We start from the raw sequence: 24221 nt of genomic DNA on the forward strand, positions 1-24221 counted from the left end.
ACATTCGCGGCTTTTTCGCAAAATACCACAAAAACTAATGAGTTGTTCATTTCGACAAAGCGAGCATTGCTTTCAAATTGTAATCGATAACTGACGGTTTTAGTCTTTACTCAGCGAAATTCCGCCAGCTCATGGCAGAGTTCTTTCGTTGCGGGATAGACTTTTCGATAGCTGCGGTACAATTTTGCATACTTCGCCACATTTTCCGATTTCGGCACGGCACCTTTTTGGTAAGACACAAATACCTCACTGGCGCTTTGAAGATCAGAAAACCAGCCCAGTCCCACGGCTGCCAACATAGCAGCTCCCAAACCAGGCCCTTGTTCGGCTGTCAGTGTAACAATTTCCGCATCAAAAATATCCGCCTGAATCTGCAACCAATCAGGATTTTTCGCACCGCCGCCTACCGAGACGATCTTCTTGAAACGCTTTTGCGCCACGTCTTCCATCAACACCTGTGAGTCCTTCAGGGAAAAAGTGATTCCCTCCAAGACAGCCCGTGCAAAATGAGTCAGCGTATGCGTCGTATCCATGCCGATAAAGCTGCCTCGGATTTGGCTGTCCACGTGAGGTGTCCGTTCCCCCACGATATAAGGGGTAAACAGCAATCCGCCAGAACCTGCCGCAATTTCTCCGACACCGGTCAGCAGTTCGGAAAAATCTTGCGTTGGTGCAAAAGTATCTTTGAACCAACTGAGGCTGTGGCCGGCTGCTAAGGTCACGCCCATTGCATAGTACTTACCGGCTGCGGCGTGGTTGAAAAGATGAAGTTTGCCGCCATATTCGTTATCTGCCGCGTTTTCCAATGACAAAAAGACCCCGGAAGTCCCAATGCTGGCCATACCCACGCTGTCATCTAAAATTCCGGCACCCACTGCTCCACAGGCATTGTCTGCAGCACCGGCAAAAATTTTCACTGGGCCAACAAAGCCAAACGCCTCTGCCAGTTCTTTTCGTATTTCCCCGATTTCGCCGGTAGAATCAATCAATTCCGGCAGGTATGTCGCAGGAATTGCAAATTCATCCAATACCGGCTGGGCCCATTGACCAGCTGCTATATCCAACATCAGGGTTCCTGCCGCATCGGAATAATCCATGTGTTTAGTGCCTGTGAGCCAAAATCCCAGATAGTCCTTAGGTAATAAGATTTTTTTTACCTGTTGCCAGATTTCTGGTTCTTCTTCCTGAACCCATAAAATTTTTGGCAGTGTGAAGCCTTCCAAAGCGATATTTTTCGTCACTTGCAGCAGTTCATCGCCAAAACGCGACATAATTTCACGACATTGGCTGGTGGTTCGAACATCGTTCCACAAGATTGCCGGACGCAAGACATCGTCTCTTTCATCCAGCAAAACCAGACTATGCATCTGACCGGAGATACTGATTCCGGCTAGTTTTGTAGTGAAATCTGCCACCTGTTCTTTCAGCTGAGCAAAAACTCCTTCACAAGCTGTCAGCCATTCCTGCGGATTCTGCTCAGAAAAACCCGGCGCCGGATGCAGCAATGGGTAATCACTGCTAGCCTGCCCAATTACTTCACCGGCTTTATTCATGAGCAGCCCTTTCAGCGAACTGGTGCCCAGATCAATTCCCAATACATAACTCATCTTTTTTCCTCCATTGTGATTAGCAGCAATCAGGCTGCGCTGGCTTTCTTTGCTGCTGATAAATTTACAAAAGCCGGCGCAACTAAGCACCGGCTTCACTTGTATGCTTGACTTAAACGTTTACACCAAGTAATCGTTTAGACGAGATTTCACCATTTCCAGATGACTAGATTCCAATTTGACATCATCATGCTGCAGAGCATAGTCTGTCAATGTTTCTAAATCTTCTTTGTCGGCAACAATTTTGGCGCCGATTCCTTCTTGATAGGTAGCGTAACGTTTTTCCTTCAACTCATCGAAGAACCGATCTTCTTTCAGAGCCGCAGCAGCTTTCAATCCCCGAGCAAAGGTGTCCATTCCGGCGATATGAGCCAGCAGCAGATCGTCCATTTCAAAAGAAGAACGACGAACTTTTGAATCAAAGTTGATCCCGCCTGGAGCGATGCCGCCGTTTTCCAAGATTTCGTACATCGCCAATGTTGTGTCATAGATATTTGTTGGAAATTCATCTGTATCCCAGCCCAAAAGCGTATCCCCTTGGTTAGCGTCAATGGAACCCAGAGCATCGTAGCAACGAGCAACGTTCAATTCGTGTTCAAATGTATGACCAGCCAAAGTCGCATGGTTGGCTTCCAAGTTCAATTTGAAGTCGCCTTCTAAACCGTATTTTTGAATGAACGCCATTGTAGTTGCTGCATCGAAATCGTATTGATGCTTAGAAGGCTCTTTTGGTTTAGGCTCAATGAGGAATTGTGGTTTGTGACCAATCTTTTCACCATAGGCAATCGCCATTTTGAAGAGGCGAGCGATGTTGTCTTGTTCGAATTTCATATCCGTATTCAACAGAGACTCATAGCCTTCACGACCGCCCCAGAAAACATAGTTTTGACCGCCGAGTTTTTTAGAGATATCCAATCCTTTTTTGACTTGAGCGGCTGCATAGGCAAAAACTTCCGCGTTATTAGAGGAAGCCGCCCCATTGTTGAAACGTGGATCAGAGAACATGTTGGCAGTATTCCACAACAATTTGATGCCAGTTTCATCCATCTTTTCTTTAATCAGATCTGTGATTTCATCGATATTGGCAAAAAACTCCTCCAACGAATCCCCTTCTGGCGCGATATCAATGTCGTGGAAACAGAAGTATTCAACACCTAGTTTGGTCAGAATTTCAAAGAAAGCTTCCACCCGATTTTTCGCAGTTGCCATTGGCGTCTCCGCTTCCCAAGTACGGATGTTGGTCGGGTTGCCGAAAGGATCGGAGCCGTCTTGTGTCATGGTATGCCAGTAAGCTACTGCAAAGCGCAGATGCTCCTTCATAGATTTGCCCATTACGATTTCGTCAGCATTGTAATGGCGGAAGGCAAATGGATTGGCTGTCAGCTTGCCTTCGTATTGAATCTTGTCAACATTTGGAAAATAAGTGGTCATGGTGGATCCTCCTTGTTTTAAAAAGCGCCTTTTTTCTTGCGCAAATTTTGATTGCTTTTGGATAGTTTGTACGATAAACTAACTTACAAGACAATCTTACGAAGAATATCGGCGAATGTCAAGCGGTTTCAAAAAAATATTTTTTCTAACAACAACAGTCGATTTGGCGGCGAAACTCTTTCTTTTCGGGTAGAATAAAGCTGCTTGACTATTGTCAAAAAAGGAGTTGGATCTTGTGATCTCTACTAAATACACAATTCGTGAACATAATGAAGCACGTATTCTGCAAGAAATTATTACCAAGAAACAAATTTCTCGTGCGGATCTGGCAAATCGTGTCGGCCTGAATAAAGCTTCAGTTTCTGCCATTACTAAGCAGTTGCTGGATGATGGACTGATTACGGAAACCGGAATCGGAGACGCCTCTCAAGCTGGCGGGCGCAAACCGATTCTTTTGACCTTTGCTCCTCATTGCGGGGTGGTAATTGCTGTCGATCTGGGAGCAAACTATGCAGAAGGTATTCTCAGCTATCCGGACGGCGAGGTCATCGCCACAGTGGAAAGAAAACGCCAGAAGGTAACCAGCGAAAATGCGGTCCCTTTGATTTTAGCTATCGTTGCTGAAGTGAAAGAACACCTGCCCCAGACTCGCCATGGCATCGTGGGTATGACAGTGGCCGTCCATGGTTTGGTTCATGAGCAGCAGATTGGCTTTGCACCTTATTACGATTTGACGCGGCTGCCTCTTGCACCCCTGCTGGAAGAGCAGTTAGGCTTTCCAGTGATTTTACAAAATGAAGCCAATTTAGCCGCCTTAGGAGAATACACCTATGCTTCAGCCTCGGATAACCTAATCAGTATCAGCGTCCACAGCGGTGTCGGTGCCGGCGTCGTAGTCAATGGTCAGCTAGATACCGGTGCCCATGGTCAGATTGGAGAAATTGGACACACGATTCTTTATCCTAGCGGAACCCCTTGTCCCTGCGGCAATCATGGCTGCTTGGAACAATATGTCTCCAATACAGTAATCTATCGGGAAGCCACGGCTTTAGTCGCTGGCGAGATCAACAATTCAGAGCAACTAGCCGCAGCTTGGCAGCAACACCCCGAACTTCTCGCCTCTTTATTAAAGGAAAAAGCTCGTTTACTGGCTATCGGGATCAATAATTTGGTGATGCTGCAAGATCCAGAGTTGGTGGTAATTAACAGCTCTGTGTACCGCAAATTGCCTTGGTTGATAGCTGAGGTCCAACAAGGAATCAACAGCCGGTTTGCCGAGCAAGTAAAAATCCGCAATACTCGACTGGCAGAGCAGGCCGTCTTGATTGGCGGCATTGCCAGTACCGCCCGCCAGTTTCTGAAAGTCAGCGATCTACAGTTTGGCAATTAGACGCGACATTTGTCCTTTTGCTTTTATATCACAAAAAAATAGGAGGATCCCCCGAGCAAATCGGTGGGTTCCTCCTGTTTTATTGTCTCCGTGATGCAGCCAGATAATGAATATCTGCTTTTTGTTGAACGTGGTTGTGCTTAGTAAGCTTATTCAGCTGAAGCCCAGCGATCATAAGCACCTTGGTAAACTTTCACGTAGTCGTCCAAGCCCATGCCCTTCAATGTTTTCACGTAGTCATCATATTTATCCAAGCTTTCAACGCCAGTGATGAATTTCGCTTCCATTTGTTCAACATAAGTTAAGATATCTGTAGAGTTTTCAGCAATCTTATCTACTTCATCTTTAGTCATATAAACGATTGGGAATGGTACTTCAGTATAAGGCATTACTTTTTCATCTTTTTCTTTTGATTGGAATTCGTTCCAAACGCTGATTGTTGGATCGTCTGCATTGGCGCGAACTGGATCATCTGTGTTATCAACGGAAATCCCTGGTGTTACTAAGCCGTAGTCCATACCGACTTTCCCGCGGTCTTCTTCCATTTTTTGTTTGTCTTCGCCTTTGTAGACGCGGACTTTTTCGCCTTCAGAGTTTTCAGCATATTCCCACCATGCGCCTTCAGGACCTTGGCTCATAAGGGCATTGCCTTCTTCAGTGTACAAGTAGTCTGCCCAACGCATTGCAGCTTCTGGAGAGGCACACTTGTTAGTGATGGCAAATACACCAGTGGTAACACGTGGATGTCCTGGTGCCAAAGGTGTTTCTTGAACATCAGATGTCAATTGCATGAACATTGGATCAGTCAAAGCATCTTCAGGGTTTTTACCAGTTGACATGTAGGAAGCATAAGCGCCGAACAAGCCGACTTTATTTGTTTCTGTGTTCCCTTGATATTGGTCAGAAGATTGAGAGAAGACTTCCTTATCCAAGAGACCTTCTTCGTAACATTTGTGCAGGAATTCCAGGTATTCTTTGTAGTTGTCAGATGCAGCTGCAAAGCGTACTTTACCGTCAACTTCTTCAATTCCTTGAGACTTCATACCAAATGCCGGCATCAACCAAGTACGGATAATCAATAATTTATTCCCATCAGACAATGGAATTTCGTCTTGCTTGCCGTTGCCGTTTGGATCTTCATTTTTGAAACGAACTAACAAATCATATAGTTCATCGGTTGTTTTAGGCAATTCCTTCACGCCCAATTTTTCCATCCAGTCGCCGTTATACCAAAGTGGTGAGATGTACAGCGGGCTTGACGTTTCTTCTGGGTACAGACGAGGCAGTGAGTAGATATGTCCATCTGGTGCAGTGATTGATTTTCTGAATTCTGGGTGTTCGTCTAAAATAGCTTTCAGATTTGGTGCGTATTCGTCAATCAGATCTTCTAAGGCAATCAGACGGCCTTGTGAACCGTAGTCTGCTTGTTGTGAGTTACTCAATTTGCTACCGGCACCAAAAATCACATCTGGCAATTCATCGGAAGCAAAAGCCAAGTTTAATTTGGTTTGGAAATCACTATCAGGAGGTGTGATGTAGTCAAAATCAATGTTGGTCAATTCTTCCAATGCTTTAGCAGAAGCCAAATCATCCCATTCGGTTTTACCGAGACCTGGTGCCATCATGGTCATTTTGATGGTGTCTTTGACAATCGGCATGCCAGTCTTTTCAACTTTGACATCAGATTTGGTGTCTGCTTTGCCAGTATCGCCGCCACAAGCAGTCAGTAAGGATGTTGCCAACAAAAGTGATGCAATCGCTACATATTTCTTTTTCATTCTTTTCCCTCTCTCTTTCGTGTAATAAATATTTTCTTGATCAGCCCTTCAAAGAACCAACCATAACGCCTTTAACAAAGTAACGCTGTAAGAATGGATATACGATGATGATCGGCAAGGTGGACACGATCATGACACCATATTTGATAACAGCTGCCAACTGCTGTTTGCTGTAGGCAACTTCTGCTGCCGCGGCACTCATTTCCGTGCCACCTTTTGCCATATCGGAATTGACCAAGATTTCCCGCAAAACCAATTGCAATGGATACATGGATTTATCAGTAAAGTAGATCAATGCACTGAAGTAGCTATTCCAGTGACCGACACCGCAGAACAGACCCATAACGGCAATAATCGGCATCGACAATGGCAAGATGATTTTAAAGAACATTTGAATATCGGTACATCCATCAATAAGGGCGGCTTCTTCCATTTCCCGTGGAATCGTACTTTGGAAGAATGTCCGTGTGATGGCGATGTTATAGACAGAAACAGCACCTGGAATTGTAATCGCCCAAACAGTATCAATCATACCCAGGTTTTTGATTAACAAGTAGCTGGGAATCAATCCGCCACCGATAAACATTGGTACCATCAAGAATTTCATAAACACGTTGCGACCAAAAAATTCTGGACGCCCCATCGCATACGCACAAGGCAACGTGAAAGCCAAATTGATGAAGGTTCCTAAAGCTGTATAGAAGATTGTATTGCGGTAACCCTGCCAAATCGTATCATATCCCAGGATTGTCTTGTAGCCTTCCCAAGTAACATCTTTTGGCAACAGCCACATCTCACCGGAGTTTACGGCAGTCGGACTGGAAATTGATGCGCTGATCACATAGATCAACGGATATAAAACCAAGATCAGAGCCAATGCGACAAAAAGGTAGACAAAGCCCATAAAGATCCGATCGGTTTTTGATGGTTTGATTGTTTTTACGTTCATTTTCGGTTCGTCTCCTTTCTTACCATAAACTGGTTTCGCTGACTTTACGGGAAATCTTATTAACGGCAATCAACAAGAAGGCATTGATCGCAGCATTAAAGAGTCCTACCGCAGAAGCATAGCTGTATTGTGCATCCAAGAGACCCTGCTTATAAACAAAGGTAGCAATCACATTAGAAGAATCCATATTCAGTGCATTTTGCATCAAGAGAATCTTTTCATAACCCATGGACATCAAGCTACCCACGTTCATGATCAACAAAATGACCATCGTTGGAATGATTGTCGGGATATTGATGTACCAGATTCGTTGCAGGCGAGTGGCCCCATCAACAGTAGCTGCTTCATGCAACTGGGTATCGACACCAGACAAGGCTGCCAAGTAGATAACTGAGCCCCAACCTGTTCCTTGCCAAACACCGGAAAGAACATACACGGTCTTGAACCATTTCGGATCTGTCATAAAGGCAATGCGTTCAAAGCCGAGGAAATCAAGTAAGTGGTTGATAATACCGGTAGAAGGTGTCAAAAACGCGATGACCATCCCGCAGACAACTACAACAGAAATGAAGTTTGGTGCATAAGTCACAGTTTGCGTGAATTTTTTGAAACGACCATCTTTCAACTCATTTAACGCCAGAGCCAAAATGATTGGCAACGGAAAACCAACGATCAGCGAGTAAATACTAATTCCTAGAGTATTTTTGATTAAGTCCCAAAAATAATAAGAATCAAAGAAGCGTTGAAAATGTTTGAAGCCGACCCAAGGGCTGCCCCAGATGCCTAACGATGGAATAAAGTCCTTAAACGCAATGATTACTCCATACATTGGAATGTATGAGAAGATTAAAGTTACAAGTAATGCTGGTAGTACGAAAAGATATAACTGACGTCCACGGAAAATTTTAATCTTTGTCTTTTCCCAACGTGTTTTCGGGCGTGTCCCGGAATGGACTGTTTTAGATGACAATTCCATTTTTATTCCTCCTTCATGTTTTCTTTTGAAAGCGCATACCTCACATGCACTATCATGTCATGTATCCGTTTTCTCTGCAATGTGTGATTCTTTATTGATGTGTGATAACCTTAATTCCTATCATACCAACGTTTGGCAGGGACAAATCAGCCATTTTCACATAGTTTCCTGCTTCTGATTCGTGTACTTTTAGCCGTCTGCCAGTAGCCATATCTGTCAGTTCATCTGTTATTTTTGCTTCGATGTCCTGCAAGTACACCACTTCTTCACGACTCTGGATGGAGCGAAACGCATAGTGGGTGTTGCCATCTTTATTGAAGGTCAGTTTCCAACCGGCATTTCGTTCTTTGGCCTGCGCCCGTGTTTCGTAAATCCCCTCACCATAAACTTGAAGCCAGCTGCCGATATCCGACAAAATTGCTGTCTCCTCTTCTGTGAAAGTTCCTTCTGGTGTTGGCCCGACGCCCAGAATCAAGTTACCGCCTTTGGACACCACATCGACAAATGTCTCCAGCAGTTCTTGACTACTCTTGAAAGTGTCTGTCGGCACGTAGCCCCAGTCATTCCCAATAGGAATATTAGATTCCCAAGGTTTTTTAGGAATTTCGTGCAGCTCAGGAATCTTCCGTTCAGGAGTGACATAGTTCTCGTGCCGCCCCCCCATCATTCGATCAACAACAATTAGCTCAGGATTTTCTTCACGAGCGATTTCTGCCAAACGGTCCATATCCAGATCTTCTCGTCCTTGCCCACACCAACCTGCATCCAGCCAAAGCAGATCAACATTGCCATAATTGTGAGTAATTTCGTGAATCTGATTGTGAACGAACTGTTTGTAGCGCTCCCAGATTTCGGGATGTTCTGCCGTGTCGTAGCTGGCTCCCCGTCCTTTGACGGTCTCGTCATCCAACCAATAAAATGGTGAGTACCAGTCAGCTTTCGAATAATAAGCCCCAGTTGCTAGTCCTGCTTCCCGGAAAGCATCAAATACTTCTTTTAAAATATCTGTTTTGCAAGGGCTGAGTTTACCATTGACTTTGTATTCCGACTCCATCGTATTGTACATATTGAAGCCGTCATGATGCTTAGTGGTGAAGATGCAATATTTGAAGCCGGCATCTTTACAGATTTGTGCCCATTTTTTGGTATCCAGTTGGGTTGGATTAAATTTAGAAATCAGATTCCAATAGTCCAATTTCAGATCTTTGATATCCTCCCGCCAAGAACGTCCTTCTCGAGCCCACTCGTCTTTTTCAGACAGTTGCCAAGACTCAACGATCCCCGCTTCGGCATATAGCCCATAGTGGAAGATCACACCCAGTTTCAGATCTTGAAACCATTCCAGACGCTCTTTTAGCATCTCGGTTTCAGGGTAGCTGGTTTCATCTATGATATCGACATTTTTTGCCGTCTCGATATCACCGCGAATAACAGTCATTTGTATGTAACCCCTTTCGTATTTCGTATCTTCACTTTAAATTTTCTTTCTTCGGTTCACAATATGTAGAAATACCGCTCCTGTGTAAGCGGATACTAAAATTTGGTATTTTTGCACATTCAGCTATTAAAATCGTTGATATATGGCTATTTATATACTCCTATATGTGAAATTAAATACCGGTGTGTAGTATCCGTAGACCGCTAGAATTTCACAATTGTAAGTGTTATCATTCAACTATCGATTCCATGAAACATTACAAATTGATGGAGGTTCTTTTAATGGAGAAAAAACAAAACGGCATGGTAAAAGTCACGTATTCTTTTGGTGAATTTTTGATAAATCTGATCAAGCTCCAATTTTTCTGGCTCTTTGGCACGTTGAAAGGCGGTCTGATTTTTGGCCTTTTCCCGGCGACTGCAACGGTGATTCAAGCTTTCTTTTTACTCTTTGAAAAAAATGAGCTGCCACCACGGCTGTTTCCTTGGTTTAATCAGCAATTCAACCGCAACTTCAAACAAACAAACATTCTCGGCTACATTGAAAGCGCGGTGCTGGCTGTCTTATGGATTGACGTACGGGTAGCCGGTCAACTGCTGAAAAATCAAGTTGCTCATTTGGCACTGCTACTCTTTTTCGTTTTTGCACTGTTGGTGGGCTTATTCTTATTTCCAGCATTTTTGCGTTACGAGTTGAAAACCTTTAACTACTTCAAACAATCCTTTTTCATCGTCATCTCAAGCTTTGTAGAAACATTGGCAATGGTGATTGGTATCGTGCTTGTGACGGCGTTATCGACTTTCTTTCCCGTCTTGATTTTGGTAGCACTGATTCCACTGTTTCTCTTTCCTATCAGCTGGTTTTCTTTACAAGCCATGCGCAAGATTGAAAAGAACAACTTGGCACAAAGCAGAGAGTAATCCTTTCGAAGTCTCTTGTTCATAATCGCAAAAAAACCTGCAAATAAAGTCGTCTTTCTTGTCAACATGACAACAGCGGACTTTATTTGCAGGTTTTTTAATTCAGAATTGCTTTAAAGAATATTCATTAACGTTGCGGGACTTTTAAACTTTTATCTTATCTTTTTCAAGCTGGTGTCGATAGTGTTGGTTTCCGCAACGAATTATCAGCTGTCCTGTTTCCTCTGATGAAAGAAGTGGCAGTTCATTAGGAGCAGTTTCTCCCCCATAGTGCCCACTAATCAGTAAATGCGTACCTGCTGTTACTGTCTGGCGAGCGGTCAGAAATAGGGAATTGGGAAACAACAGATTGGTATTAGGTTCGGCAAAAACTGCCTCGACCCCGCGATACCCTGCTAACATCACGGTTGCCGTCGTTCCGATTTCACTGGTAAACGCTTTGCCTGAGGTTAGCGAGTCAATCACATAATCTTTGGGATGGCTGTTGAAAGTCAGATTGGAAAACCCGCCATCGGCTACTTCCAGCTCTCGTTCCGTAGTAATCTCATGAATCCGCACATGCCATTCTCCAAAGGGAACAACTGTGGTCACGATTTTAGTTTTTGGCAGCGGTGACCAGCTTTGTTGCGTCATTTTTTCAGTGACTACACTAGATAATGTTTCCTCTTTACTGATAAAATGAGGATCATTTTTTTCTGCTACTGCCAAACAATTATCAAAGGCGCCTTCTGCTAATCCCCGATTTCCTCGAGAAACGCTGTAACCAAATTTTTCGGAATAGACTAGTTTACTGTATTTTTCAGCAGCATGCCCCAACATTGCCCATTGGCCAGTGGAGTAGAGTTGAACATTTTTGTTTGCGGTATTGGTCACCAACATGTTAGCCGCTGGGATGAATCTGCGAGATGTTCGCTCAGGCGATTGGGGAACTAACTGCCAAAAATCAGCTGTCGCCTCCAGCCCCAACACAATAAATGATTTGAAACACCAGTATGGCGATCCCGGTCCATTGTAACGTTCCGACATATAAAAGTTTTCATACCCGTACCCGATACTCAAGATGCCATCACTTTTTTGAATTGCTTGTTTTGACCAATAATCAAAGTGCTGCAACAATAAATACTTAACCTGCGCCATCGGCAACACTTCGATACCTGTAAAAGCAGCGGCTGCCCAGAATGCCCCTTGCGCAAAACGATAGGTCAGACTGCGCCCAAAAGCCACTGCGCCCCCTTCATGAGAGAACCAATAAACAAAGTCTTCAGCGAATTTTTTAGCTCGCTCAATGAATTTCTCACCGGTCTCAGGATCTTCAGTTTTCATGTAATGGGCGTACAACAATCCGTAATAATGAAATGCCCAAGCAATGTAGTAATCTTGCTGACGGGGATTACCATCAACATACCAGCCTTCACCTACATAAAAAGATTCGATTACCGCCAGATCCTCAGTCAGTTGCTTTTTAGAAAAGGGTTGTCCCAAACGGCAAAAAGCAACATTTACCAGAATGCGGAAAAAACGCCAATTATTGTGATGGACAGCTACGTGGTTGATTTGATCCAACCAGGTATAGACTCTTTTTTGTTCAGCAGTTGACAATTGCTCCCAAAAGATTGCTTTTGTCTCGATCAACGTTACCGCCAATGCCGCCATCTCCACAATCATCTGATCCAGATCATGGACTTCTCCCCAAAAAGCGGGATCACCAGGGTCGGTACTGTGGCAGATTCCCTCCATAAAGTACTTAAACTCCTCCAAATCAAGGCTTGCGCTACCTGCCATCGGTCCCACTGCCCATAACATGCGCAAAAAACCCTCGGTCTGGGCTTGATCTTTTGAATAATGAGTGACCGAGGTCCCTAGATTTAAGCGCCCATTGCCCATCTGCCGGTATTTTTTTACCGGATCATATAGCTGATGAAAATACGTGTTTAAATCCTCGCGTGTTTGAATCTTCATAGTCGTCTCCTTTAGTTTCACCCTGCCAAACCATCTTACTTTCTGTGGATGCTCACTGAAAAATCCGCCCATCAAAAAGCAAAATTATCTGTCCGTATTGTCTACTCTTCCACTGTAAAATACCCGACAAAAATCCACAATGTGTAAAAGTAACGCGGATATGCAAACGCCTTCAACACGCTGTTTTTCTTATAGCTCCTCTACTAAAGACCACATTTTTAGCAATTTGAATGGCTGCTCCTGCCAATAAAGGTTCACCAGTCTTTGAAATTTTTAGCCATGAAAAAAGCCACTTCCACTGTTTTTCAATGGAAGTGACTTGGCTTTTGCTTGGATCTCATCTTTGGTAGTGTTTGCTTTGGAAAATAGTGATTGAACTGTTGTGACTCTCTTAATTTCGTAACAGTGTCACTTGCTGGTTTTCCACTACTACAACTCGGCCATAAACAAACTGACCGTCTAATTTATCCGCTTTACGGCTCATGATTGTCGCATCTTCAAAGTGATTAAATAAGATGGTGTAGCTGCCTTGCTGATTTTCCAGTTTCAAAGCCGTCGCATCTTCTTGTGGCAACTCTTTTCCAGAAGAAGAAACCGTCACTCGTGTGATTGCTGTTTGTTCCAATGCCAGAACGGTTATCATCACACTGCGGCCTTTGCCCTGAGTAGTCAACTGAATTTTTTCACTGGTCAATCGCTCATTGTAGTGGGGAGAATACTCGCTATTAGTAACAGTCAATTTCTGTCCGCTTAACGGATAGATATGCAGGCGACTCTCATCTCCTTCATAGACTCCATGATCTTCAGTAGCTGTTAAGCGCCCCGCTTTAGGAAAATTGAAGAACTGGGTGTATTCATGGTCTTCATTTGTGATCGCCTCGTCTGCTACAATCCAGATTCCTGGTTTTATGTGCAAGATTTTACGGGTGAGCAGGACATTTTTTCCATAACGAAAATAGCCGGTGTGGCTGCATTCCGCATACGCATATCCGTTTTTGCTGCGCAGGTAATTTGGCAGCGCTGGTGCTGTCCCTTCGTATCCCCAAGAGCCGGATTGTTTGGTGAATTCTTCACCATCTACCAGAATTGTGTTGTGAGCAGAAGCGTTCTTGAAGGCTTTGCGGTCAGGACTGCCTTCCACATAGGTAAAGCGACCGTTATCACACAAAAGCGATTCCCGGTGGAACACTTCAAAATGCAGATTGTCGCTGTGGCCGTGACCCCCGCCTTGTGAACCATTTTTAATCAACGTCCAGCTCGCCTCTTTATCCCACGAGTCCCGCATGAACAACAAGCCGCTGTCTTCAAAGTTCTGATCTAACGCGAGTGGTCGCAAAGCATCCAATTGAGGCAAACGGTCAATGGCACTTTCTCCATAATCAAAAAGCGTGCTCAAAAACAATTCGCGACCTGCCACCCAGTTGGCTTGCGGGTCACCGGTTACCAATGCCATCCACTGCAAAATTGGCCGCATGTCTTCTACATCGCTGTCCCCATAAGGAGATTGGCTGCGATCTGGACGAGTCATAGCCACCGAGGCACTCGTCATGCGGACCAGTGCATCCGTGATTGCCGGCGGTACCGGCAGCTGATTACGCTGTGCAATTTGTTGCATCTCCGCCAAGCCAATCCAGACTTCGTGGTGGTACATAAAGGACTGCTCCCAATGAAATCCGTCTGGTACAACCTGCAGCTCTGCTGAAACAGTCAGGACATTTTCAGCGATGGCCAGTTTTTCCTCCACGTTTTCAATCCATTCAGGATAAAGAGCACAGGCTAGCCAAACCCCGTTTTGTTCCAAGACTTTCCAATTGGAAATCATGGACATATTGATCAATTTTTCCTGGCACAAGTAGTCAGTCTGCTGATTCATGGATGTTGCAATCTGTTGGGTCAAAGCCTCTGAAAGCTCAATTTCCGGACACAGCTCCAACAGGTTTAACGTCTTGACCCAGTTTTTCAAGCGAATACCTGTTTCAATGGTCCGCCAACCAGTCCACAAGTGGTCTTCTATCAACGTTTCCCGCTGAATCCAGTCTTCCCACAGAGCCAGCAGCTTATCGACATAGCGGCGGTCGCCAGTATAAAGATAGACTTCCATCAACAACACAAAGAAACGATGGCGATTGAGCATATACGTCCATTCAGGATCCCCAAAAGGCTCGTGGTTCCAGTCGAAACGACCGTCTTCAAACGTTACCGGTCGAAACTCCCGCTCCATGTCCCACTCTTGATCATAGAAAATCGTATCTTGCAAAAGTGCATCTGCCAGTCGCAGCTTTTCTTGCCAGCTTTCAGCAAACTGAGGCGCTTGTAAACAGCTTTCCAGCTGCTGACGATTTTGATAGAATCCAATTCGATTTGTAATTGACATGTGTTACTCTCCTTTTACCATAAATGGCAATCTTTTTTGATCAAACGCAACAGGCCTTCAATCAAGAAATAGTCCCCATAAACCAGATGAATCTCTGTTTCTTTCTCCTGATGATAAGAATGGCTGGAATGCTGCAAGATACCGTCTGTTGTCGGATCCCAATCACAGTGTTCCGCCAATAGCGCCTGTATCATTTTTTCTGCAGCTTGGCGATAATACTCGGCTTCCATACCAGTCAACTGATCGGCAATCTCCAACAACCCACACGCAGCACAGGCGGTAGCCGAAGTGTCCAATTTCGTAGTCCCTAGCGGCGCTCGAAAATCAATCAGCGAAACATAGCCGGTTTGGGCGACATTGCCGATAAAATAATTGGCTAGCTTCTTGGCAGTATCCAGGTAGCGTTTTTCCCCTGTGTGCCGCGCACTCAAGGCAAAGCCATAAATCCCCCAGCTTTGTCCTCGCGTCCATGCAGAATCCGGCGAGAACCCCTGACCTGTGACCATTTCCAAAAATTCGCCACTTTCCGGATCAAAACTGGCAATGTGCCCCGCAGAGCCATCTTCTCTGATCAAATAACGGTCTAAAGTATCAGCATGAGCCATCGCTACTTGTTTGAAGCGGGGATCTTTCAGCTCTTTTGTTGCCCAATAAAGAATCGGGATATTCATCAAACTATCAATAATTGCCCATCCGGGAACGTTGCAATTCCATGCTGACAAAAAGCGGCCAGCCAGATTGAAGCGAGACAACAGTAGACTCGCTGCATGCAAGCCCCGTTCTCGGGAGCGCTGATTGCCCGTGATTCGATAATCGGCCACGGCGGTGTGCAACCACATAAACCCAACATCATGATGCAGCCCCATGTACTCTTCCAGCGCATTGTCCAACAGTTCTTCGATCTTCTCGGCATTTTCGCGATAAGCTTCTTCATTAGCATACTGATACATCTGCCAAAGACTGCCGGCAAAAAAGCCGTTGGTCCACCAGGCAACAAAACTTTCCGATAAATCATCGTAAGCACCGTCTGTGGCTGAATAAGGAATCTTGCCTAAGTTGCGTTTATTTACCACCGTCATTTTCTCTTGAACTTTTGCTAAAGCCTCTGTCACCCATTGCTGATTTTCCATAAATTTGCACCTCGTTGGATTTTTTCTTTACTTTTAGTTTAACGAATTATGCAAACGCTTCAATGTGTGGAACTGAGGCTGATGCTGTATCTTTCAGCGGGGGAGTATGTGTTTTTCTCAGCCGTTGTGTAGTTTCGTGACAGCCCTTTCTTTTCCCATAGTGAGCCGTATACTGAACATTGTAACCGATTACTAAGAAAAAGGAAGGGTTTTATGCAAATCGAATTTATCACTCAAGAACCGCTGGAAGAATTTCTTGCTGTTGTCAGTCGGCAATTAGGTTTTACTCTTGAATCGGGGGGACAAATGATCGAGCTGCAAAAAGGCGACCGGATTCGTATCGCGACCACTCCGGAAAAAACTGTCATTACCTATGGCAGCAAGCCTCAGCTTTTCCGAGCATTGACTTTGTGGCAAGCTCGCCAAAAACAAGAGCCTGTTTTCAGTTGCGAAGAAACACCTCGCTTCGACAAGATCGGTCCGATGATTGACCTCTCTCGAAACGCGGTTTTGACAGTAGCTGCTATGAAAGAATACATCACTTTGTCCGCCAAAATGGGCCTCAACAGTGTGATGCTTTATATGGAAGATACCTATGAGATTCCGGAATATCCCTACTTCGGTCATATGCGGGGGCGTTACAGCCAGCAGGAAATGCGAGAATTGGATGATTTTGCGGATGAGCTAGGAGTTGAATTGATTCCTTCCATCCAGACGTTGGGACATTTGCGGACACCGCTTCGCTGGAACTTTGCTATCGGTATGAAAGATACCCACGATATTTTACTAGTCGATGAGGAAAAAACTTATACCTTTATCGAAGCAATGATTCGTTCGGTTTCCAGTTGTTTCCGATCTCGACAGATTCATATTGGAATGGATGAGGCTCACGATCTGGGCTTGGGGCATTATTTAGGTAAACACGGATTAGAAAATCGCTTTTCCATCATGACCAAACACTTGAATCGAGTCGTACCTCTGTGTGAAAAATACGGTATGAAGGCAATGATGTGGAGTGATATGTTCTTTAGAATCGGCACCAAGTCCGGAGATTATTACGATCCCGAAGTGGAATTCCCCCAAAATCTGATCGACGATATGCCAAATGTCGATATGGTATATTGGGATTATTACCACCATGACGAAAAACAGTATATTTCCAGTTTTGCCAACCACAAGAAGCTACAACGGCCAATTATTTTTGCCGGCGGGGTTTGGACTTGGAACGGCTTGGCTCCAAATTATGGCAAGTCCCTTGCTACGACTGCTGCAGGTTTGGCGGCAGCTAAAAAAGAAGGTGTTCGAGAAGTTTATGCGACCTTGTGGGGGGATGACGGTCAGGAAACTCCGCATATTGCAGCACTTTTAGGGCTGCAGCAGTTTGCAGAGGAGCAATATGGAGATGCGCCCACACTCGGCCTCATCAGCGAACGTTTTGAAATGTTTCATGGGCAGCCGGCAGCAGATTTCTTGTTGTTGGATCGCTTTGATCAGACCCCTGGTGTCGCTAAAGACAATCCCGGCGGCTCTAATGTCAGTAAGTTAGCTCTTTATGAAGACTTGCTCTTTGGCATTTACGATGGCACACTGAACCAATACGATTTGGAAGACTGGTACCAACAGTTGGCACAAGAGCTGGCTACGGTTCAGCCAACAGCGGTGACTTATCCCCTCTTTGCTTTTTATCAGCAACTGGCTGAAGTTTTGTCCCATAAGGCCGCTCTTGGTAAAAAAGCCTGGACTGCCTATCAGGCCCATGACCGTGACAGCCTAGCAGCCGTTTTAGAAGACATCCACCGGCTCAAACCAGCCTTAGAAATGCTTCATGAACGCCATCGTGAAGTTTGGTTCCAGTGGAACAAACCCTTTGGCTGGGAGATTTTGGAGCTGCGCTATGGTGGTTTAATCAAACGTAGTGAAACCTCAGCGTGGCGTTTGGATCAATACCTGAAAGGTGCTTTGAATGAGCTGCCGGAATTGGAAGCGCCTCGACTAGTATTTGAAGGTCCTTGGCTGCTGGGAGACGATATGGTGGGACGCAACTTGTTCCACGGCATCTATTCTGCCAGCAAGCTCTCAGACGTCTGATATTCATTCGGAGCAAAAAACTACTATTTGAAAAAACCATTCTAGCTAAAATGGGTCCTGATTAAAAGAAAGGAAGATTCCTATGAAATTGAAATCATTTTTACTGCGCTTTGGTTTGGCAGCAGTCTTACTGGCTGGTATCCTGCTTTACATCAACTACAACAGTAAAGGTCCGGCAGAAGCTGTCATTGAACCCACCACTGAGAAAACAACCGTCGAAATTACCGGTGAGGTTAACAATAAAGCAGAAGCAACTGCCTGCCTGGAAGTGCTTAAAGCCAATTTAGCTGCCGCCAACAACGAAGATACCACCGCTTACGTCGATACCTTGGTAGCCTCTGCGCGGCAGGCGACACAAAAAGAAATGGATGATTTTTTTGCGGAATACGATCTTTCTCATGAGCTGGAAAGTTTCAAAGTAGTCAAACAAGAACAAGCTTCCATGTTGGTGGAAGCGCAGCAGAAAACTGTCAATCGCGGCAAGCAAAAGTATCGCAACCATCTCACACAAGCGCATCATACCTTTGTTAAAGAAGACGGCGCATGGAAAATCAAAGAAACCAATATGACCAATACTGAATTCATCGACTAATCTGCTGTTAAGTTGGCTAACCTGCCCTAAACTGCAATAAAGCGACAAGGAGTGTATACAATCATGACAACTTTTGCCAATTGGCCTGACTATTACCCGGACCCTAGTTGGTTCATCAAAGATCGCTTCGGGATGTTTATCCACTTCGGTCTTTTCAGTGTGGCCTCTCGCCACGAATGGCTAATGACCACCGAACAAATTGATCCTGAAGTCTACGCTGAAAAATACTTTGAAAACTTTAATCCTGATCTCTTCGATGCCGATGTCTGGGCCGCCGAGCTGAAGCAATGCGGCGTCCAATACATGGTCTTCACTACAAAACATCATGAAGGCTTTGCATTATGGGATTCTCAACTAACTGATTTCAAGATTACCAATACCACTTTTGGGCGTGACCTTTTAGCAGAGCTGTTGCCGGCAATGCGGAAAGCTGGCATCAAAATTGGTTTGTACCACTCATTGATTGACTGGAAGCATCCAGATTTCCCAGTCGATGGCCTGCATCCCCAGCGCGAGGTTGCCAGCTATCGTGAGAGCAATCAGACGCGGGATTTAAAAAAATATCAGGACTATTTGGCCGGACAAGTGGAAGAGCTTCTAACCAACTATGGCAAGATTGATTACATGTGGTTTGACTTCTCCTACGCTCATAGAGACTGGGGCTGGTCTGTGGGCAAAGGTGCCAAAGATTGGGACAGCCAGCGACTGGAGCAGCTCTGCTTGCGCCTGCAACCCGACATGCTCATCAATGATCGCTTGGATTTAGGCCACGGGGTGACGACTCCCGAACAGTTCCAACCGGATAAACCTTTTGAAAAAGACGGCAAACCAGTTTTATGGGAAGCTTGTCAAACCATGTATGGCACTTGGGGCTATGATCGAGACAATCTTGAATGGAAATCCAGCGAGATGCTTTTGAAGATGCTCATCGACACTGTCGCCAAAAATGGTAACTTTTTGATGAATATCGGGCCGAATCCTCGTGGAGAGATCGATACCAAGACTTTGGAACGGACTCGCGAAATTGGCGAGTGGATGCGTCTGCATAAAGAAGCCATTCTTGGCGCCGGTTACTGTGGCGATTACGAAGCTCCGGCTGATTGTCGTTACACCCAGCGGGGCAATAAACTGTACCTGCACATTTTCTCTTATCCTTACCGCAACTTACATTTAAAAGGAATTGCTGATAAAGTGAAATTCATTCGCCTGTTAAACGACGGCTCAGAAATCCAGTATCGCGGCTTTGATCCCGAAGAGGTCATCACCTCTACTGAAGCAGTGATTGCCCCAGAAGATATCGTCATCACACTGCCGATTGAAAAACCGGCTGTTCTAGTTCCCGTGGTAGAGATCCTGTTAAAAGACTGATAAACCATATGTAAAAGACGAGCAATTTCGGTTTTCTAATCGAAACTGCCCGTCTTTTCATCACAAAAAAAATTTCACTTCTCCAGAGATTTCACAATGTGCATGAAGCAAAGTAGTCAGCTCTAAATCTTACAAACTGCGACAATCATAGCAACCTGAGCGCAATTTGAAAGCATGGCTATATCTTTCCTCCATACCCAGAAAAAGCCGATCCAACTGCTGATAAAAATACTCCTTACTCCCGACTTGCCAAGTCACATCACAGCCCACACAGAATATATCTTTTACACCAGCTGCCGCATAGAGATTTTTTTACAGTCGAGAAACCCCTCGATATCCCCGTAAATGCTTCTTCAGTTTGGTCATGGCCCAGTTGTAATGTCCAGACGTATTAGGGATGAAATAGGCCGCCAGATTCGTCGTCTTTGTCCAGGGATAATACCCTTTTTCAAAAAGTTCTTCGTCGCTGAGCTCTTCTATTATCGCCATGACTTTTCGATGGCTTCCTAAAAGCAGCTCTTTAGCCGCAGCCAGCGAAGTTGCTTGGTATTTTAGCCAGATTTCATGATTTAGCAGTGGCAGCTGGTTCCACTTATATTCCTGGGCAGGCGTCTGAGGTGTGCCCTGGTTCAGACAGCCGACCTCATACCATTCCAACATCATCTGATGCCATTCATACAAGTGAATCAAGACGTCCCGCAAATTTTTGTCCCGATCTTCAAATAGAAAGGTTGCGATTTGTTCTGGGACTGACATTTTCCCAATCAATTCTTGCAGTTTTGCAAAAGTTTCATTTCCTGCTGTGAGCAGCTGCTCTTTCGTCTTCGGCTTGGCCATTTGTTCTCCTCCTTATGGTGCAGGCTACCGGCAGTTTGTGCCGTTATAAACCCGCCAGCATCGTTATACTTATAGTCTAGCACGGAAAACATGACAAGGTCTGTCAACTTATCATTAATCCTTTTCAAGACAAAAAACCGTCACAACGAGGTGACGGCAGAATTACGATTTCACTCAAGAATTGATTGCAGAACCTTTAGTTCCTCGGAGCCAGCGCGGCAGCTTGAATTCTTGAACGATTCCGATGAGTTGGCCAGACAAAAGCACCGTCAGCAGCGAAAAGCCGATGCGATTCAGCGGAATGTAACTCATGGATAATAAAAGGACCACTAAATCACTAGCCAGATACGCCCATTGGATTTTTACTTTTAAAAGTTTGGCGAGACTCATGGCCATCGCATCATCTCCTCCGGGTGCTCCGCCAGCTCGCACGCACAAGCCACAACCCACGCCTACGAACAATGCCCCCAAAATTGCTGCGAACAGCGGGGTTTCTCCGATATGCGGCCACAAAGGTCCCATGCTCTCAAACCAACTGTAACTCAAAGAAAAGCCTACCGACGCTAAGATCGAATAGACGATAAACACCCGTCCTAAGATACGCCACCCTGCGGCGTAACATGCCATGTTGAAGACAAAGCCGGAAACTGCCGGCGAAATGTGAAACCAATGATCCAACAACAGCGTCAAACCTAAGCCGCCGCCTTCTGTCACGCCGCTAAACGAGTGAATATTGAACAATCCAAAAGACAATACCATACTTCCCAACAGCACTAGTATCAGTGAGCGGGGGTTAATGTTTTTTAACATGTGTATTCCTCCAAAAAATAAATAAATGGTCACTGGACCATTGAAAATAGCCATCGATCTGTGGCTGTTTTTTCGTCGCTACAGATGTCGGCTCTTGCCTTTGAAGGTTTCATTTTCTTTTTGCAGGGTATCAGTAAATGCTTCCAAAGCAATAATGAACTCCGGCGAAAATTCGGTCAATGTCTTGGCCAATGCCCGCTGCTCAGTCTGATAAACCGGGGCTAGAACTTCTTGGGCATATTGTCGGCCACGCTTTGTTAAGCGCAGCGTCTTTTCATTGTTGTGCGCCGCCGGTTCCAAGCGGAGATAGCCTTTTGCCACACATTCTTTGACGATAGTATTCAAAGTAGTCTTGGGGATTAACCATTTTTCGCTGAGCTCTTTTTGGGAATATGCGGCCCCATCATCGAGTGCGTAAAGTAACGTCAGAGTATTTTCTTTGATGCCAATTGCTTTACACTGCTTCGAGTAGACTCCGTCGATTACGTTTACCGCCAACACTAGGCGCCGTATTTGCTCCTGCAGCTCCTGCAGCTCCTCCATCTTGTCCACCTCAACTTTTTCTGCATTGAATCCGCTGATTTTTTTAACCAGCACGGATCGTTTATTGCCGGCTGTCCTCTCTCACAGCAAAGAACAATCCGAATTCGTACTCCTTTAAAATTGTAAAACGAATTCAAGCTCTCGTCAACTAAATTTCACAAAATAAAAAAAGCAGCACTGACTTATCTAGTGAACGACAAATCAGCGCTGCTATTTTGAATTTAAACAAGCTTTTCAGCCTGTAGTGTCTTTTTTAAGACGATCCATTTATTTATACAATGGTCCGTATGCTTGGCAAGCTCGGTAGTCTGCGCCTTCTGTGTCAGCTGTACCAAAAAGTCCCCAAGCTTTTGGACGGAAGATCCGTTCTTCAGCTACGTTGTGCATATTGACAGGAATACGCAGGATGCTGGCCAGCGCAATCAGCTCATGACCGATGTGTCCATAACTGATAGCACCGTGGTTGGCTCCCCAATTATTCATCACCGTATAGGTATCTGTAAATGCGCCTTCTCCGGTGATTACCGGTGCAAACCAAGTAGTCGGCCAAGTTGGATCTGTCCGGTCGTCTAATTTTTCGTGGACATCTGCCGGCAGTTCTACCGAGTAGCCTTCTGCAATCTGCAAAACCGGGCCGAGGCCTTTCACCAGATTCAAACGAGCCATCGTCATCGGCATTCCGCCACGGGTAAGGTAGTTGGTAGAAAAACCGCCGCCTCGAAAATATTCTTTCGTAGCTGGGCGAAATTGGGTGCTTTCCAACATGTGCTGTCGTTCCTCATCGGTTACTTCCCAGTAAGGTTTGATGACAGGCTTGCCATCGATTGATTGCTGGCCAGTACCATCCAGGCAGGCAGAACCGGAATTGATTAAATGCAGCAAGCCGTCTTCAGCTGCTCCAGAAAGGCGGTAACCCGTCACTTTTTCAACTGAATCCGGTGACCAGTATGTCCGTACATCGGCAAAAATCTGTGCTGTATTGGTCAGCAGGTAGTTGAAAAGCATCGTCACGCCGTTCAAGCTGTCGTTTTCTGTCGCCATGATATACGGCCTGCGAGGACCATTCCAGTCGAAACTGGAGTTCAGGAATGTTTCCAAGAAATCCCCATTTGGGAAATGATCAGTCCACTGCCGTTGTCCTTGGAAACCAGCCACTGAGGCGCTATGCCCTTGCGCTTCTTCCCCAAAGCCCAATTCAGCCAAGCGAGGATTCCCAATCATCAAGTCGCGAGCGATGAGGGCCATTTTCACAACAAATTCCCATTGCTGCGCCAACTCGTCTTTTTCCCACTTGTTGCCTTCAGGATTGTTGTCAGACCCTTCGTGACAGTTTTCTTTGACCCAAGCCAAAGCCTGTTGGTATTCTTCTTTGTCATAGATCTCTTCTTCAATACGGCGAGTGAACTCTGACATATCAATATATTCATTGCGCATGCCCAAGTATTCTTGGAAGAAATCATCTTTGACAACTGAACCAGCGATTCCCATCGAAACCGAGCCCATTGAAAGATAGGCGGTATTTTTCATCTGAGCTGCCGCCAATCCGGCCTTGGCAAAGGTCAACAGTTTTTCTTGCACATCTTTTGGGATGGCAGTATCGTCAGAATTTTGGACGTCGCGACCGTAGATGCCAAAAGCCGGGATCCCTTTTTGAGCATACCCTGCCAAAACGGCTGCCAGATATACCGCACCCGGACGTTCCGTGCCATTGAATCCCCATACCGCGTGAGGCAGTGTCGGATCCATGTCCATGGTTTCAGTCCCATAACACCAGCAAGGAGTCACAGTAATGGTGAGACCGACGTTTTCTTGCCGAAATTTTTGCTGGCAATCTAATGATTCTTTAACCCCGCCGATGGTTGAGTCGGCAATGACACAGGCAACCGCTTCACCATTTGGATAACACAGGCTGCCTTCCAAAAATTTTTTGACACTCTGGGCCATATTCATAGTTTGTGTTTCCAGTGATTCCCGTACTCCGCGGCGACGGCCGTCGATCGTCGGACGAATCCCGATTTTCGGATTGTTCAT

The 24221-nt window shown here is 45.3% G+C and carries 18 protein-coding genes; 5 read left to right on the forward strand and 13 right to left on the reverse strand.

All coding sequences use genetic code 11. From position 1 onward, the window contains the following. Positions 1-110: 110 nt before the first annotated feature. Complete coding sequence (gene xylB / locus BAU14_RS02755; protein ID WP_161898557.1) at positions 111-1607, reverse strand: xylulokinase; 1497 nt, start codon at positions 1605-1607, stop codon at positions 111-113. Between the two features lie 120 nt (positions 1608-1727). Beyond that, positions 1728-3038, reverse strand: a complete 1311-nt coding sequence (xylA, locus tag BAU14_RS02760) for a xylose isomerase (protein ID WP_161898558.1) — start codon at positions 3036-3038, stop codon at positions 1728-1730. A gap of 235 nt (positions 3039-3273) precedes the next feature. On the opposite strand from xylA, the gene BAU14_RS02765 reads away from it, so the two are divergent. Then, positions 3274-4428: an ROK family transcriptional regulator gene (locus BAU14_RS02765; protein ID WP_161898559.1), complete on the forward strand. Its 1155-nt coding sequence runs from the start codon at positions 3274-3276 to the stop codon at positions 4426-4428. Positions 4429-4577: 149 nt separating this feature from the next. Here the strand turns inward: BAU14_RS02765 and BAU14_RS02770 are convergent, their stop codons facing one another. The 4 genes from BAU14_RS02770 to BAU14_RS02785 all read right to left on the reverse strand — a co-directional run bounded on the left by BAU14_RS02770 (position 4578) and on the right by BAU14_RS02785 (position 9569). After that, positions 4578-6206, reverse strand: coding sequence for an extracellular solute-binding protein (locus BAU14_RS02770; protein ID WP_161898560.1), 1629 nt, complete (start codon positions 6204-6206; stop codon positions 4578-4580). Between the two features lie 40 nt (positions 6207-6246). Continuing rightward, positions 6247-7155, reverse strand: coding sequence for a carbohydrate ABC transporter permease (locus tag BAU14_RS02775; protein ID WP_161898561.1), 909 nt, complete (start codon positions 7153-7155; stop codon positions 6247-6249). Positions 7156-7174: 19 nt separating this feature from the next. Beyond that, on the reverse strand, positions 7175-8131 hold the full coding sequence (locus tag BAU14_RS02780) for an ABC transporter permease (protein WP_161898562.1): 957 nt from the start codon (positions 8129-8131) through the stop codon (positions 7175-7177). A 91-nt stretch (positions 8132-8222) separates the two neighbouring features. Further along, positions 8223-9569, reverse strand: coding sequence for an alpha-L-fucosidase (locus BAU14_RS02785; RefSeq protein WP_161898563.1), 1347 nt, complete (start codon positions 9567-9569; stop codon positions 8223-8225). A 281-nt stretch (positions 9570-9850) separates the two neighbouring features. Between BAU14_RS02785 and BAU14_RS02790 the strand changes: the two genes are divergently transcribed. After that, positions 9851-10489, forward strand: a complete 639-nt coding sequence (locus BAU14_RS02790; protein WP_161898564.1) for a YesL family protein — start codon at positions 9851-9853, stop codon at positions 10487-10489. Positions 10490-10633: 144 nt separating this feature from the next. Here BAU14_RS02790 and BAU14_RS02795 read toward each other — a convergent pair whose 3' ends face one another. The 3 genes from BAU14_RS02795 to BAU14_RS02805 form a co-directional block, all read right to left on the reverse strand. Continuing rightward, a complete protein-coding gene (locus tag BAU14_RS02795; RefSeq protein WP_161898565.1) occupies positions 10634-12448 on the reverse strand; it encodes a DUF2264 domain-containing protein in 1815 nt (604 codons plus the stop codon). Between the two features lie 391 nt (positions 12449-12839). Then, on the reverse strand, positions 12840-14822 hold the full coding sequence (locus BAU14_RS02800) for a heparinase II/III family protein (RefSeq protein ID WP_161898566.1): 1983 nt from the start codon (positions 14820-14822) through the stop codon (positions 12840-12842). A 14-nt stretch (positions 14823-14836) separates the two neighbouring features. Further along, complete coding sequence (locus BAU14_RS02805; RefSeq protein ID WP_161898567.1) at positions 14837-15952, reverse strand: glycoside hydrolase family 88 protein; 1116 nt, start codon at positions 15950-15952, stop codon at positions 14837-14839. Between the two features lie 213 nt (positions 15953-16165). Between BAU14_RS02805 and BAU14_RS02810 the strand changes: the two genes are divergently transcribed. From BAU14_RS02810 to BAU14_RS02820, 3 genes are all read left to right on the forward strand, one after another. After that, complete coding sequence (locus BAU14_RS02810) at positions 16166-18040, forward strand: beta-N-acetylhexosaminidase (protein WP_161898568.1); 1875 nt, start codon at positions 16166-16168, stop codon at positions 18038-18040. Positions 18041-18122: 82 nt separating this feature from the next. Continuing rightward, positions 18123-18632 (forward strand): hypothetical protein, encoded by a 510-nt coding sequence (locus BAU14_RS02815; protein ID WP_237580395.1) that lies wholly within the window; start codon positions 18123-18125, stop codon positions 18630-18632. Between the two features lie 63 nt (positions 18633-18695). Further along, the gene (locus BAU14_RS02820) at positions 18696-20000 is read left to right on the forward strand and encodes an alpha-L-fucosidase (RefSeq protein ID WP_161898569.1); all 1305 of its coding nucleotides are present in this window, start codon (positions 18696-18698) and stop codon (positions 19998-20000) included. A gap of 312 nt (positions 20001-20312) precedes the next feature. Here the strand turns inward: BAU14_RS02820 and BAU14_RS02825 are convergent, their stop codons facing one another. From BAU14_RS02825 to BAU14_RS02840, 4 genes are all read right to left on the reverse strand, one after another. Beyond that, positions 20313-20837: a ClbS/DfsB family four-helix bundle protein gene (locus BAU14_RS02825; RefSeq protein WP_161898570.1), complete on the reverse strand. Its 525-nt coding sequence runs from the start codon at positions 20835-20837 to the stop codon at positions 20313-20315. 174 nt (positions 20838-21011) lie between these two features. Beyond that, positions 21012-21647, reverse strand: a complete 636-nt coding sequence (locus BAU14_RS02830) for a YitT family protein (RefSeq protein ID WP_161898571.1) — start codon at positions 21645-21647, stop codon at positions 21012-21014. Positions 21648-21725: 78 nt separating this feature from the next. After that, entirely contained in the window at positions 21726-22190 is a 465-nt protein-coding gene (locus BAU14_RS02835) for a MarR family winged helix-turn-helix transcriptional regulator (protein ID WP_202622149.1), read from the reverse strand. Positions 22191-22457: 267 nt separating this feature from the next. Then, positions 22458-24221, reverse strand: coding sequence for an L-fucose isomerase (locus BAU14_RS02840; RefSeq protein WP_161898572.1), 1764 nt, complete (start codon positions 24219-24221; stop codon positions 22458-22460).

Origin of the sequence: Candidatus Enterococcus leclercqii (assembly GCF_009933135.1) — a bacterium.
Classification (GTDB): domain Bacteria; phylum Bacillota; class Bacilli; order Lactobacillales; family Enterococcaceae; genus Enterococcus_C; species Enterococcus_C leclercqii.